The 13,669-nt window shown below is 56.4% G+C and carries 13 protein-coding genes; 12 read left to right on the top strand and 1 reads right to left on the bottom strand.

From position 1 onward, the window contains the following. The first annotated feature begins 53 nt into the window (after positions 1 to 53). Genes hisZ through hisE form a run of 8 tightly spaced genes read left to right on the top strand, consistent with a single transcriptional unit; the run spans position 54 to position 6,273 of the window. On the top strand, positions 54 to 1,250 hold the full coding sequence (gene hisZ / locus EQM14_RS08130) for an ATP phosphoribosyltransferase regulatory subunit (RefSeq protein ID WP_128742478.1): 1,197 nt from the start codon (positions 54 to 56) through the stop codon (positions 1,248 to 1,250). An 11-nt stretch (positions 1,251 to 1,261) separates the two neighbouring features. After that, positions 1,262 to 1,924, top strand: coding sequence for an ATP phosphoribosyltransferase (gene hisG / locus EQM14_RS08125; protein WP_128742477.1), 663 nt, complete (start codon positions 1,262 to 1,264; stop codon positions 1,922 to 1,924). Then, on the top strand, positions 1,918 to 3,249 hold the full coding sequence (gene hisD, locus EQM14_RS08120; RefSeq protein ID WP_128742476.1) for a histidinol dehydrogenase: 1,332 nt from the start codon (positions 1,918 to 1,920) through the stop codon (positions 3,247 to 3,249). The genes hisG and hisD overlap by 7 nt, the downstream gene beginning before the upstream one ends. After that, positions 3,203 to 4,252, top strand: a complete 1,050-nt coding sequence (gene hisC / locus EQM14_RS08115) for a histidinol-phosphate transaminase (protein WP_128742475.1) — start codon at positions 3,203 to 3,205, stop codon at positions 4,250 to 4,252. Before hisD ends, hisC begins: the two co-directional genes overlap by 47 nt. Positions 4,253 to 4,268: 16 nt before the next feature. After that, positions 4,269 to 4,844, top strand: a complete 576-nt coding sequence (hisB, locus tag EQM14_RS08110; protein ID WP_128742474.1) for an imidazoleglycerol-phosphate dehydratase HisB — start codon at positions 4,269 to 4,271, stop codon at positions 4,842 to 4,844. A gap of 15 nt (positions 4,845 to 4,859) precedes the next feature. Then, the gene (hisA, locus tag EQM14_RS08105) at positions 4,860 to 5,588 is read left to right on the top strand and encodes a 1-(5-phosphoribosyl)-5-[(5-phosphoribosylamino)methylideneamino]imidazole-4-carboxamide isomerase (RefSeq protein ID WP_128742473.1); all 729 of its coding nucleotides are present in this window, start codon (positions 4,860 to 4,862) and stop codon (positions 5,586 to 5,588) included. A 6-nt stretch (positions 5,589 to 5,594) separates the two neighbouring features. Beyond that, positions 5,595 to 5,954 (top strand): phosphoribosyl-AMP cyclohydrolase, encoded by a 360-nt coding sequence (gene hisI, locus EQM14_RS08100; RefSeq protein ID WP_128742472.1) that lies wholly within the window; start codon positions 5,595 to 5,597, stop codon positions 5,952 to 5,954. Then, on the top strand, positions 5,947 to 6,273 hold the full coding sequence (gene hisE / locus EQM14_RS08095; protein ID WP_128742471.1) for a phosphoribosyl-ATP diphosphatase: 327 nt from the start codon (positions 5,947 to 5,949) through the stop codon (positions 6,271 to 6,273). Before hisI ends, hisE begins: the two co-directional genes overlap by 8 nt. 73 nt (positions 6,274 to 6,346) lie before the next feature. Here hisE and EQM14_RS08090 read toward each other — a convergent pair whose 3' ends face one another. Next, positions 6,347 to 7,345 (bottom strand): RluA family pseudouridine synthase, encoded by a 999-nt coding sequence (locus EQM14_RS08090; protein WP_128742470.1) that lies wholly within the window; start codon positions 7,343 to 7,345, stop codon positions 6,347 to 6,349. A 142-nt stretch (positions 7,346 to 7,487) separates the two neighbouring features. Here EQM14_RS08090 and pyrE point away from each other — a divergent pair, with 142 nt between their 5' ends. From pyrE to uvrA, 4 genes are read left to right on the top strand one after another with little or no spacing between them, the layout of a single operon-like run. Next, positions 7,488 to 8,066: an orotate phosphoribosyltransferase gene (gene pyrE, locus EQM14_RS08085; protein WP_128742469.1), complete on the top strand. Its 579-nt coding sequence runs from the start codon at positions 7,488 to 7,490 to the stop codon at positions 8,064 to 8,066. Positions 8,067 to 8,069: 3 nt separating this feature from the next. Further along, a complete protein-coding gene (locus EQM14_RS08080) occupies positions 8,070 to 8,834 on the top strand; it encodes a JAB domain-containing protein (protein ID WP_128742468.1) in 765 nt (254 codons plus the stop codon). A 4-nt stretch (positions 8,835 to 8,838) separates the two neighbouring features. Next, positions 8,839 to 10,803: an excinuclease ABC subunit UvrB gene (gene uvrB, locus EQM14_RS08075; protein WP_128742467.1), complete on the top strand. Its 1,965-nt coding sequence runs from the start codon at positions 8,839 to 8,841 to the stop codon at positions 10,801 to 10,803. Between the two features lie 19 nt (positions 10,804 to 10,822). Next, positions 10,823 to 13,663 (top strand): excinuclease ABC subunit UvrA, encoded by a 2,841-nt coding sequence (uvrA, locus tag EQM14_RS08070; RefSeq protein ID WP_128742466.1) that lies wholly within the window; start codon positions 10,823 to 10,825, stop codon positions 13,661 to 13,663. Positions 13,664 to 13,669 lie beyond the last annotated feature (6 nt).

Genomic DNA, 13,669 nt, shown 5'->3' with positions numbered 1-13,669 from the left:
TGCTATCCTATTAGCACGGTAAAGCGTACCGCGGGAAAACAAGGAGCGCATTCATGAAGAAAAATGACAGGATCACGCCGGAGGGCACCAAGGACTTTTTATTTGAAGAGTGCCTGACAAGAAGATATATTGAAAGAACGATCGGCGATGTCTTCTCCTCCCGCGGGTTTCATGAGGTGGTAACCCCGGGGCTGGAGTTTTATGATGTTTTTGATCCGGATTTTTCAGGCATCTCCCAGGACGTCATGTACAAAATGTCGGATAAGCACGGGCGGCTGATCGTCATGCGTCCGGACTCGACGCTGCCGATCGCGCGCCTGACCGCGACCCGGCTTCAAAATCTGCCGAAACCGATCCGGCTGTACTATACGCAGCCGATCTATCGGAACAATCCGGGGCTGACCGGCCGAAGCGACGAATCCGTACAGACCGGAATCGAGCTTCTGGGCGCCTCAGGACTCCGTGCCGACCTTGACGTGATTGCGACGGCGCTGGAAGCGCTGGGAAAATGCTTGCCTGGATACCGCCTGGAAATCGGCCACGCCGGATTTTTCCGTACCCTTGCCGGGCGGATTCCAGCCGGGGAAAATCTGAGGGAAGAGATTCGAAGCGCGATCGAAACGAAAAATTACGCCCGCCTGAACGGCATTCTGGACGGACTGCCGGAGAGCAGGGACGTGCTCGCGCTGCGGGAACTGCCAAGGCTCTTCGGCGGCGAGGAAGTGTTCGACCGCGCTTCGCATCTGTGCGGCGATGAGAGGCTTGCCGGCATCCTTGACTATCTGCGGGGAGTATATCGATCTCTTTCCGAGCTGGAACAGAGCGGCCAGTTGATGATCGATTTGGGACTGGTACAGAGAAACGACTACTATACCGGCATCGTGTTCAGCGCCTATGTGGAGGAATTCGGCGACGCCGTTCTGCTGGGAGGCCGTTACGACAATCTGCTGGGGCACTTCGGTCAGCCGATGCCCGCCATCGGATTCGCCGTGAACGTGGACGCGATTGCCAAGACCCTGCTGGACCGGGGAAATGTCTGCCCGGTTCTCCCGATGGACATTCTGGTCCACGGGGACGCAGGCTGCGAGGTCAAGGCCCTCGAATATGCCTCCGATCTGATTTCAAAGGGGCTGCACTGCGAAACCAGCGTGTTCGAAACGCAGGACGATGCGATCGCTTATGCGCAGACAAGCGGAATCAAACGGATCGATTTTGTCGGCGAAACCGTGAAGACGATCAATCTGATATAAGGCGGGAAAAGATGAAACCACTGAGAATCGCCCTGACAAAGGGCAGGCTGGAAGACAGCACGGTCGGCCTTCTTGAGAAAATCGGCTGCGACTGCTCGGCGGTCCGGAACAAGGGAAGGAAACTGATCCTTCCGGTCGGAGACGGAATGGAAGTCGTCCTTGCGAAAGCGGCGGACGTTATCACCTATGTGGAATACGGCGTCTGCGACCTCGGCGTGGTCGGCAAAGATACGATCCTTGAAAAAGGCGGAAGCTTTTATGAGGTGTTGGATTTAGGCTTCGGCAGGTGCAGATTTGCTTTAGCCGGTCCGAAAAATGTTGATTTTTTCAGCGGGTATTCCGCCAAGACCATCGCGACGAAATATCCCCGGGTCGCGCGGAATTATTTTGAGAGCAAGGCGATGGACGTCCGGATCATCAGGATCGAAGGGTCCGTCGAGCTGGCCCCGCTCCTCGGCCTTGCCGACGCAATCGTCGATCTTGTCGAGACGGGAACGACTCTGAGGGAAAACGGGCTTGCGGTGATCGAAACCATCTGCGATGTTTCCGCGCGGCTGATCGTCAACGCGGCGAGCATGAAACTCAGGAAAACGGAGATCGAGACCCTGACCGGCCGGATGGAACAGTTCATTCACCGGTCGTCTTCCCGCGAAAGGGAGGAAAAAATATGCTGAAGATTCTGGACGGAAACGGTGATGCCGGCAGGGAGTTGATTGCTCAGCTGAAACGGCGCGGGGGCAAGTCAAGCCCGGAGATCGAACAGACCGTCGCGGAGATCGTTGCGGAGGTCCGGGAGCGCGGCGACGCGGCGGTTCGCGAATATACCATGAAGTTCGACGGTTCGATCCCGGAACCGTTGAAACTCGGCAGGGAAGAGATGAAGGCCGCCGCGCAGGGCTGCAAACCCGCCTTCCTCGCTGCCCTTGACCGCGCCTCGGCGAATATCAGGGATTTCCACGAACGGCAGAAGCAGCAGAGCTGGTTTACGACCGGCCCGGACGGCGTGATGATGGGACAGCGGGTCCGCGGCCTCAGGCGCGTCGGCATTTATGTTCCGGGCGGCACGGCGGCGTATCCTTCCTCCGTGCTGATGAACGCGATCCCCGCGAAAATCGCCGGAGTGGGTGAGATCGTGATGGCGACGCCGCCGGGCAAAAACGGAAAACCGAATCCGAACATCCTGGCGGCGGCCTATACGGCGGGCGTGGACCGGATCTTTCAGATCGGCGGGGCGCAGGCGGTAGCCGCGCTGGCGTTCGGGACCGAAACGGTTCCGACGGTCGATAAGATCGTCGGACCGGGAAACATCTATGTCGCGACGGCCAAAAAACAGCTTTACGGCACGGTCGGGATCGACATGGTTGCCGGGCCGAGCGAGATCCTGATTCTGGCGGATGAAACCGCGAATCCCGTTTTTCTGGCCGCCGACCTGATGTCGCAGGCCGAGCACGACGTCCTTGCTTCCGCGGTTCTTCTGACGACCTCCCGAAGCGTTGCGGAGAAAACAGTCGCGGAGATTTCCCGCCAGATTCAAGCGCTTTCCCGCCGGGAGCTGATCGAAAAATCCCTGGAAAACTACGGGGCCGTTGTAGTTTGTAAAAACATGGAGGACGCCGTCGCCTTTGCCAACGAGCTTGCCCCGGAGCATCTGGAACTGTGTGTTGAAAGGCCAATGGAATACCTGGGAAGAATTGACAACGCGGGTTCGGTTTTCCTCGGCGAATACTCCCCGGAACCGCTCGGCGACTATTTTGCGGGGCCAAACCACGTGCTGCCCACAAGCGGAACCGCGCGGTTTTGTTCCCCGCTTTCCGTGGACAGTTTTGTAAAAAAGTCAAGTTTTCTGTACTATACCCCAAAAGCTCTGAATTCGGCAAAAAGCGATATCATCACGCTTGCCCGGACGGAGGGCCTGACCGCGCACGCCAATTCAATTGAAGTGAGGGATTCCGATGGCGTATCGTCTGAACTCGAAAATCAGAGACCTGAAGCCCTATGAGCCGGTCACCGGCCGGTATCCGATCCGCCTGGACGCGAACGAATCCTTTCGGCGTCCGACGGAGGAAATCCTTGAAAAAATCAGAAATGCCGCGGCAAGCGCTGCGTTCAACCGGTATCCCGACCCTTATGCGGAGGAGCTCTGCGCCGCTTTTGCCGATTACTACGGCGTGGATCGATCGAACGTCACCGCCGGAAACGGTTCCGACGAGCTGATTTCCGTCATTCTCGGCGCTTTCATAATGAATGGCGATCCCGTGATGACGCTTTCCCCCGACTTTTCCATGTACCGCTTTTACGGCTACCTGAATGAAGCAAAGTGTCTGGAATACCCCAAAAATCCGGACTTTTCCGTCGATCCGGATGAGCTGATTGCTTCTGTTCGGGGAAGCGGCGTCAGGGCTTTGGTCTTCTCGAATCCCTGCAATCCGACCGGGCGGGGACTCACAAGGGAAGAGGTGCGGAAGCTGGTCGGCAGTGTCGACGCGCTCGTCGTTCTGGACGAGGCGTACATGGATTTCTGGGATCAGTCCCTGATTCGCGAAGCGGAACAGTACGATAATCTGATTCTTCTCCGGACCTGCTCCAAGATGTTCGGAATGGCCGCGCTCCGCCTGGGCTTCGCGGTCGCGAACCCGGCGCTGACCGCAGCAATCCGCGCCGTCAAATCCCCTTACAATGTCAACGCGTGTTCACAGAAAATCGGTTCCGTTGTGCTGAGGGAAAGGGACTGGATCCGTTCCGGCCTTGCGGAAATCCAGGCATCGCAAAAAGAGCTTTTTACCATGCTGAAATCTCTGGAGGCCCGTCATCCAAGCCAAATCCATGTCTATGACAGCGTGACCAATTTCACGCTGATCGGCGCCGCAGGAAGCAGGCGTGTTTTTGAGGGCCTGATGAAAGCGGGGATCGTCGTCCGGTATATGGGGGATTACCTTCGGATTACCGCCGGCACCCCGGAAGAAAACATGGAACTGATCCGTCGGCTTGAAGCGGTATTATAAAAGGGAGGCGCACGCCGTGAGGACTTCCGAACAGATCCGAAAGACAAAAGAGACCGACTGCTCCGTGCAGTTGAACCTGGATGGCGGGAAAGTGGAAATTTCAACGGGGATCGGCTTTTTTGACCATATGCTGAATTCGTTTGCGGTACACGGAGGCTTCGGCTTAAAAATCGCGGTTTCCGGCGACCTGAATGTGGACGGGCATCACACGGTGGAGGATACGGGCATTGTCCTGGGCAGGGCGTTTGCCGGGGCGCTGGGGGACCGGTCCGGAATCGCGCGCTTCGGAAGTTTCTATGTTCCGATGGACGAAGCGCTTGCATTTGCCGCCGTCGATATCAGCGGGCGCCCCTTTCTTGTCTTTGGCGCCGACTTCCGCCAGGACCGGATCGGCGATTACGATTCCTGTCTGACGGAGGAATTCATGAGAGCGTTTGCCATGAACGCCGGGATCACTCTCCATGCTTCGGTAAAATACGGGACCAACGCGCATCACCAGACGGAAGCTCTCTTCAAGGCGGCGGGGCATGCCATGCGCCTTGCGGTTTCGCCTACCGGGCAAGGCACTCTTTCAACAAAAGGAACTTTATAATTTGGAGGAACTGCTGTGATACTCTTGCCGGCAATTGATTTGAAGGACGGGGAGTGCGTCCGCCTGTTTCAGGGCGATTACAGCACGGCCCGCCGCGTCGCCGAGGACGCGCTGGAAACGGCGCACGCGTTTCGGGAGGCCGGAGCCGAATGGTTGCACGTCGTCGATTTGAACGGGGCGAAGGCCGCGAAGCCGGTGAACGCGGACCTGATGTTCCGCATTCGGAAAACGTCGGGGCTCCGGCTGGAGGTCGGCGGCGGCATCCGGGATATGGAAACTGTTGATTTTTATCTGAAAAACGGCATTTCCCGGGTGATCCTCGGAACGGCCGCGGTGACCAGCCCCGAACTTGTCGTTTCGGCGGTGGAAAAATACGGGGACAGGATCGCCGTCGGCGTCGACGCGAGGGACGGGATGGTCGCACAGAAAGGATGGACCGAAACTTCCTCTATCGATTATCTCAGCATGGCGAAACACATGGAGCTGGTGGGCGTAAAGTATATTATCTTTACGGACATCTCCAGAGATGGAACCCTGACGGGCCCGAACCTCTCGATGCTGAAACAGCTTCAAAACAGTGTTTCCTGCCGGATTATCGCGAGCGGCGGCGTCAGTGGCCTGAAAGATATCAAGGATCTCCGGGATTTAAAACTGTATGGGGCGATCTGCGGCAAATCGCTTTATTCCGGTGGCCTCGATCTGAGGGAAGCGGTTGCTCTCTGCGGAAAGACAGAAGGAGATTGAAACAAAGTGAATCTGTATCGGACCGAGATTCCGGAGGATGCGATCGAGCCTTTTTTTCAAAAGGCGGATCTGCTCCCGGCGATCGTTCAGGAGGCGGAGACCGGCGAGGTGTTGATGCTTGCTTACATGAACCGGCAGTCCATGCGGAAGACTCTGGAAACGGGATACACGTGGTTTTACAGCCGTTCGCGCGGGGAACTGTGGAACAAGGGCGCCACCTCAGGCCATGTGCAGAAAGTGACACGCATTCTGGGGGACTGCGACAGCGACACGCTTCTGGTTGTCGTCCATCAGACCGGCGCCGCGTGCCATACCGGTTCCCACAGCTGCTTTTTCAACGAAATCTGGAGGGACACCAATGAATGACGCATTGCAGAACCTGTACCAAACCGTTCTGGACCGCAAGAAGGAGCATCTCGAAGGTTCCTATACCTGTTATCTGTTTGAGCAAGGGCTGGACAAGATCCTGAAAAAGTGCGGGGAAGAGTGCAGCGAAGTGATCATCGCGGCGAAAAACGGGAAAAATTCCGACACGGTTTCAGAAATTTCCGATTTGCTTTATCATCTGACCGTACTGATGGCCAATGAAGGAATTTCGTTGGAGGAAGTGGAAACGGAACTGGAAAAGCGGAGCGAAAAGACGGGGAATCTCAAAAAATTCCATCAGGTCGATAGGAATACATGAAAAACGCCGCCCGGATCAAAAAGTCCGGGCGGCGTTTCGTAATCCCCCGCCCACCGGTCAAATCCTTCCTTCGTCAGCATTTCGTTTCCTCCCTGTTCCGGCCGTCCGCTTCGGGGAACCGGTAAAACTCCTTTAAAAACCAGATGTCCTTTGCCTCGATTTCCTTTCCGTTCAGGTACTCCAGGATTCCGGCGTCCGACGTGAACCGGAATTTCAGCTTATAGGAGTAAAGCGCCTGATAGGGAAAGCCGGAGGCTTTATTTTGGGCGTTCGTTCCGTATTTTCCGTCCCCAGCCAGAGGATGCCCGATGGAGGCCAGGTGCGCCCTGATCTGGTGGGTCCGGCCGGTCAGCAGCTCGACCTCCAGCAGGCTGAACGCTCTCCGCTGCGCCAGAACCCGGTATTTTGTCCGGATCATCCGCGCGTCGCGCGTCGGCCCGTCCGAAATATAGACCCGGTTCTGCTTTTCGTTCTTTTGCAGATATCCTTCCAGCGTGGCTTCCTTTTTCTGCGGAACGCCGCAGACGACGCAGAGATAGAGCTTCTGCAGCTCCCTCTGCTTCACCTTCTCGTTCATGATGCGAAGCGTTTCCGCGTTTTTCGCCGCCAGCACAAGGCCGCCCGTATTGCGGTCGATACGATTGATCAGAGCCGGGGCGAAGGAATTTTCCGCGTCAGGGTCGTATTCTCCCTTTTCGTAAAGATAGTGCTGGACCCTTGCGATCAGGGAATCGAAATGATAGGTTTCGTCCGGGTGGACGATCAGCCCGGGCTGCTTGTCCAAAACAAGAAGGTTTTGGTCCTCGTAGGCGATGTTCAGCCGGTTGGGCGCTTTCAAAAAATCATATTCCTTCGGTTCCTTCTGCAAAAATTCGTCCTTCAGATACATGGAAAGCACGTCGTTTTCCGAGAGCCGGGCCGAGATTTCGCATCGCCTGCCGTTGAGCCTGATATCCTTTTTCCGGATGCTTTTGTACAGCATGGACTGCGGCAGGTTCGGAAAGGATTTCGTCAGAAATTTATCCAGGCGCTGTCCCGCATCGTTTGCGCCGATGATCATTGTTTTTCTCATGTGTGTGTTCTCCTGCAAATCATAGACTTTGGAATCGATTATAGCATGATTTGGGAGGACCGAAAAGGCGAAAAGGCTTTTCAAAAAAATTATTTTAGTATATAATAGAAAAAAACTGCAAAGCACAAAGGAGATTCGATAGATGACTCAGGAACGGGCCTTGGAAATTTTCAGGGAGGCGGGCGTGCTGCTGGAAGGGCATTTCAAGCTGACTTCCGGACGCCACAGCAACCGATACCTTCAATGCGCGAAGGTTTTCCGCAATACCAGATATAGTGAAGAGCTCTGCGCCGCTCTTGCCGAAAAGTATCAAAAAGACGGAATCGAGGTCGTGATCGGCCCGGCAATGGGCGCGGTGCAGATGGCCTACGAGGTCAGCCGCGCGCTTCATTGCGAGAATTTTTTTACCGAGCGCGGCGAAGACGGAAAAATGGCCTTGCGCCGGGGATTTGCCGTCCATCCGGGGCAGCGCGTGCTGATTGTGGAGGATGTCGTCACAACCGGCGGTTCCGTCCGGGAAGTGATGGAGCTGGTCCGGCAAAGCGGCGGCGCAGTCGCCGGCATCGGCTCCATCGTGGACCGCACGGGAGGAAAAATCGATTTCGGTGTGCCGTATCAGGCGGTCGTCTCACTGGAAGTCGAGTCATGGGAACCGCGGGACTGCCCTTTGTGTAAAGCGGGAGCCCCGGCGCCCGTGAAGCCGGGAAGCAGGAAAAGCTGATTCGTGAAAAAGGGAGCGGCTGTTTTGGAGAAAAAGCCCGTTGATGAAAATCGAAAACAGCCCGAAGCAAAATCCTTGCATGGCGGACACAGGGAACGGGTAAAAAGTCAGTTCCTGAAAAACGGATTGGATTCTTTTCAGCCTCATTCTATTCTGGAGCTTCTTCTTTATTACGCAATCCCGCTCAAGGACACCAATCCGATCGCGCATCAGCTTCTTCAGAAATTCGGTTCCCTGTCCGGCACTTTCGACGCGCCGTATGAAGAGCTTCTGAAAGTGGACGGGATCGGAAGATCCGCCGCGACGCTGATCAAGCTGATCCCGCAGATCTGCCGCCGGTACCAGGAAGATATTGACAGAGACAAGATCGTCATTTACAGCTATGATGAAGCGGGAAAGCGGCTGGTCAACAAATTCATCGGCCGGCAGAACGAGGTCGTCGTCCTAATGCTGCTCGACAGTAAGACCCGGATCCTTTTCTGCGACGTCGTAGACGAGGGATCCGTCAACTCCGCCAATATCTATATCAAAAAAATCGTCAGGCTTTCCGTGCAGTACGACGCCTCTTACGCGATTCTGTCCCATAACCATCCGAGCGGAAGCTGTCTGCCGTCCAAGCAGGATCTGAGCACGACGCGCTGGGTTTACGAGGCGCTCGATACCGTGGAGGTGCGGCTGATCGACCATATTATTGTCAGCGGCAACGATTATCTGTCCATCGCGCAGAGCAAGCTGATGCCGGAGCTCTTCAACTCGGAACTGGAGTAAAAACATGGATTTCAAATTGGTTTCCAAATATCAGCCGACCGGCGACCAGCCGAAGGCGATTTGCCGGCTGGTGGACGGCCTCCACAAAGGAGACCGGGAGCAGACCCTGCTGGGCGTGACCGGCTCCGGCAAAACGTTCACCATGGCGAACGTGATTGCGCAGATGAACCGCCCCGCGCTGGTTCTGGCCCACAACAAAACCCTCGCCGCCCAGCTCTGCTCTGAATTCCGTGAATTTTTTCCGGAAAACGCCGTGGAGTATTTTGTCAGCTATTACGATTATTATCAGCCGGAAGCCTATATCCCGACGACGGACACCTACATTGAAAAGGACTCCGCGATCAACGATGAGATCGACAAGCTGAGGCACTCCGCGACTTCCGCACTCTCGGAGCGCAGGGACGTGATCATCGTTGCCAGCGTATCCTGCATTTACAGCCTGGGCGACCCGATCGATTACCGCACCATGGTCATTTCCCTTCGTCCGGGCATGAAGAAGAACCGGGACGAACTGCTGAAAAAGCTGGTGGAAATCCAATATGAGCGAAACGACGTCAACTTCATCCGCAATAAATTCCGCGTTCACGGGGACGTCGTGGAGATTTTCCCCGTTCAGTCCAACGACACCGCCGTCCGGATCGAGTTCTTCGGGGATGAAATCGACAGGATCCGGGAGATCAACCCGCTGACCGGAGACATCAAGTCCGATTTAAAGCACATTGCGATTTACCCGGCATCCCATTATATTGTTCCAAAGGAAAAAATGCATCGTGCCATCGAAGAGATCAACCGGGAAATGGAGAAACGCGTCGCGCTGTTTCAAAGCCAGAACAAGCTGATCGAGGCGCAGCGCATTCAGGAACGCACCAGATACGATATGGAAATGCTGGGGGAAATCGGTTTTTGCAAGGGGATTGAAAACTATTCACGAATTCTTTCCGGGCGCGCGCCCGGCAGTTCTCCGTTTACCTTGCTCGACTATTTCCCGAAGGATTTTATTTTGTTCGTGGACGAGTCCCACGTCACGCTGCCGCAGGTCCGCTCCATGTACGCGGGAGACCGCGCGCGCAAGGAGACGCTGATCGATTTCGGATTCCGCCTTCCGTCCGCCTATGACAACCGCCCGTTGAATTTCGACGAGTTTTACCGGCATATCAATCAGGCGGTCTTTGTCAGCGCGACGCCGGGTGATCTCGAAAAGGAAAAGTCGGCCCAGATCGTCGAGCAGGTGATCCGCCCGACCGGGCTGGTCGACCCGGAGATCATCGTGAAGCCGACGGACGGGCAGATCGACGACTTGATTTCGGAAATCAACCTGAGAACCGCGAAGAAAGAGCGCGTGCTGGTCACGACGCTGACCAAAAAGATGGCGGAGGACCTGACCGCTTATCTGGACTCGATGGGCATCCGCGTGCGCTATATGCATCACGATATCGACACCATCGAGCGCATGGAGATCATCCGCGACCTGCGGCTCGGGGAATTCGACACGCTGGTCGGCATCAACCTGCTGCGCGAGGGGCTCGATATCCCGGAGGTTTCCCTCGTCGCGATCCTCGATGCGGACAAGGAGGGTTTCCTCCGCAGCGAACGCTCGCTGATCCAGACCATCGGGCGCGCGGCGCGAAACGCGAACGGGCAGGTCATCATGTACGCGGATTCCGTCACCCCTTCCATGGAAGCCGCCATCCGGGAGACACAGCGCAGGCGGGACATCCAGATGCAGTACAACCGGGAACACGGCATCACGCCGAAAACGATCATCAAGGGTGTTTCCGACATTCTGGAAATCAGCACCCGGAAAGAGGAATCCGGGAGCGGAAAGAAACGGAAACGCCTGACCGCCACGGAACGAAAACAGATGATCGAACAGTTGACCAGGGAAATGAAGGCGGCCGCCAAGCTGCTCGAATTTGAACACGCCGCATGGCTGCGCGATCGGATCAAGGAACTCAGCAGCGGGAAATAGAGGGAATTACGGAGGAACTATGCCAGCAAAAAACATTCTGATTAAAGGCGCAAGAGAACATAATCTAAAAAATATTGATTTGGAGATTCCGCGCGACAAGCTGATCGTCTTTACAGGACTTTCCGGCTCCGGGAAGTCCTCGCTTGCGTTTGACACGATTTACGCGGAAGGGCAGCGCAGATATGTGGAGTCGCTTTCTTCCTACGCGCGCCAGTTTCTGGGCCAGGTGGACAAGCCGGACGTCGATTCCATCGACGGGCTGTCCCCGGCGATTTCCATCGATCAGAAGACGACCTCGAAAAATCCGCGTTCCACGGTCGGCACGGTGACGGAAATCTACGATTATCTGCGTCTGCTGTACGCGCGGATCGGAATTCCTCACTGCCCGGTCTGCGGACGGGAAATCCGCCAGCAGACCGTCGATCAGATCGTCGACCAGGTCATGAATCTGCCGGAAGGTTTAAAAATCCTGGTGCTGGCGCCGGTGGTGCGCGAGAGAAAGGGAGAGCATCTCAAGGAGTTTGAGGCCGCCAGAAAAAGCGGGTATGTCCGTGTACGCGCGGACGGCATCATCTATGACCTTTCCGAGACGATCAAGCTGGAAAAGAATAAAAAGCATACCATTGAAATCGTGGTGGACCGGCTTGTAATCCATCCCTCCGTGCGCTCCCGTCTGGCGGATTCCATTGAAACCGCCTCCGGACTGTCGGGCGGCCTGACGGTCGTCAGCGTTGTGGACGGGGAAGACCATGTTTTTTCCCAGAATTACGCCTGCCCGGAACACGGCGTCAGCGTGGAGGAACTGACGCCCCGCATGTTTTCCTTCAACAACCCCTTCGGGGCCTGCCCTAAGTGCGCCGGACTCGGCGTCTTCATGAAAATCGACCCGGACCTGATCCTTCCGGACAAATCCCTCTCCATCAACCAGGGCGGCATCAAAGCGGGGGGATGGGCCATGGAGGGCAACACCATTGCGGCGATGTATTTCCGCGCGCTTGCGAAGCATTATCATTTTTCACTCGACACTCCAATCGGCGAACTGCCGAAGCAGGTGATCGACATCCTGCTGTACGGCACGAACGGGGAAAAGATCCGGGTGGAGCGCAGCAGCGAATACGCGCACAGCGTTTATCAGACGGAATTCGAGGGGATCGTCAATAACCTGGAGCGCCGTTACCGGGACACGCAGAGCAACTGGATCAAAGAGGAGATCCAGTCGTATATGAGCGCAATCCCCTGCGATGCCTGTCACGGCAAGCGCCTGTCGCCCACCAGCCTGTCCGTCACGGTTGGCGGGATCAATATCGCCGACCTGTGCGGCAAATCGGTGACGGAGGCGCTTGAATTTTTTGACGGGCTGAAGCTGACGGACCGGGAAACCATGATCGCCCGATTGATTTTGCGGGAGATTCGCAGCCGCCTCGGCTTCCTGAAGAACGTCGGGCTGGAATACCTGACGCTTTCGCGCTCCGCGGGGACGCTCTCCGGCGGGGAGAGCCAGCGGATCCGGCTCGCGACGCAGATCGGTTCCTCTTTGACCGGCGTGCTGTACATTCTGGACGAGCCCAGCATCGGCCTGCATCAAAGAGACAACGCGAAGCTGCTGGATACCCTGAAGCACCTGCGGGATATCGGCAACACGGTGATCGTCGTCGAGCACGACGAGGAGACCATGCTGGCCGCCGACCACATCGTCGATATCGGCCCGGGCGCCGGGGTTCACGGCGGGGAAGTGGTGTTCAGCGGAAAGGTGAAGGATATTCTGAACTGCAAAGGCTCCGTCACGGGCGACTACCTGAGCGGCCGCAGGAAAGTGGAAATTCCGGAAGTCAGGCGCAAGGGCAACGGGAAAAAACTTTCCGTCGCCGGGGCCTCGCAGAACAACCTGAAAAACATCAGCGTGGAATTTCCGCTCGGAGAATTCATCTGCGTCACCGGTGTCTCCGGCTCCGGCAAGTCCTCGCTGATCAATGAAATCCTCTACAAGTATCTGGCCGCGGAACTGAACGGAGCGAAAAGCCGGCCCGGCTCTTTCAAAAAAATAACCGGCCTTGACGCGCTCGACAAGGTCATTCAGATCGACCAGTCGCCGATCGGCCGCACGCCCCGTTCCAATCCGGCAACCTATACCGGCGTGTTTACCGATATCCGGATCCTGTTCGCCTCCACCCAGGATGCGAAGCTGCGCGGTTATACATCGAGCCGTTTCTCCTTTAATGTGAAGGGAGGACGGTGCGAGGCGTGCGAGGGCGACGGTATCATCAAGATCGAGATGAATTTCCTTCCGGACGTCTACGTCCCCTGCGACGTGTGCAAGGGAAAGCGGTACAACCGGGAAACGCTCGAAATCAAATACAAGGGAAAAAGCATCTACGACGTTCTCGAAATGACTGTGGAGGAAGGCCTTCAGTTCTTTTCCGAAATTCCCCGCATCGCGCGCAAGCTGCAGACGATTCAGGACGTGGGCCTTGGATACGTGAAGATCGGCCAGCCCGCGACCACTCTCTCCGGCGGTGAGGCGCAGCGTGTCAAGCTGGCGGCGGAACTGGGAAAGCGCCCGACGGGCCGCACTATTTACATCCTGGACGAGCCGACCACGGGCCTGCACATCGCGGACGTTCACAAACTGATCGAAGTATTGCAGAAGCTGGTGGACGGAGGAAACACGGTCCTCGTCATCGAGCATAATCTGGATCTGATCAAGACGGCGGATTATATCGTCGATTTAGGCCCGGAGGGCGGTAACGCGGGAGGACAGGTCGTGGCGGCCGGCACGCCGGAAGAGGTGGCACGGGTGCCGGAGTCCTACACCGGGCAGTACCTGAAAAAGATTCTGGCGGGAAATCATTCGGCCGTGTGAGAAAGG

This window comes from Caproiciproducens sp. NJN-50 (genome assembly GCF_004103755.1).
Lineage (GTDB): Bacteria > Bacillota > Clostridia > Oscillospirales > Acutalibacteraceae > Caproicibacter.
The sequence above is the reverse complement of the archived record's forward strand: the minus strand, read 5'-3'. Positions and strand labels throughout refer to the sequence as shown.

Bases quoted from the DNA above. Each gene is read 5' to 3' on its own strand.
- hisZ (WP_128742478.1), top strand. From the start codon at position 54: ATGAAGAAAAATGACAGGATCACGCCGGAGGGCACCAAGGACTTTTTA.
- hisG (WP_128742477.1), top strand. From the start codon at position 1,262: ATGAAACCACTGAGAATCGCCCTGACAAAGGGCAGGCTGGAAGACAGC.
- hisD (WP_128742476.1), top strand. From the start codon at position 1,918: ATGCTGAAGATTCTGGACGGAAACGGTGATGCCGGCAGGGAGTTGATT.
- hisC (WP_128742475.1), top strand. From the start codon at position 3,203: ATGGCGTATCGTCTGAACTCGAAAATCAGAGACCTGAAGCCCTATGAG.
- hisE (WP_128742471.1), top strand. From the start codon at position 5,947: ATGAATGACGCATTGCAGAACCTGTACCAAACCGTTCTGGACCGCAAG.
- EQM14_RS08090 (WP_128742470.1), bottom strand. From the start codon at position 7,345: ATGAGAAAAACAATGATCATCGGCGCAAACGATGCGGGACAGCGCCTG.
- pyrE (WP_128742469.1), top strand. From the start codon at position 7,488: ATGACTCAGGAACGGGCCTTGGAAATTTTCAGGGAGGCGGGCGTGCTG.
- uvrB (WP_128742467.1), top strand. From the start codon at position 8,839: ATGGATTTCAAATTGGTTTCCAAATATCAGCCGACCGGCGACCAGCCG.
- uvrA (WP_128742466.1), top strand. From the start codon at position 10,823: ATGCCAGCAAAAAACATTCTGATTAAAGGCGCAAGAGAACATAATCTA.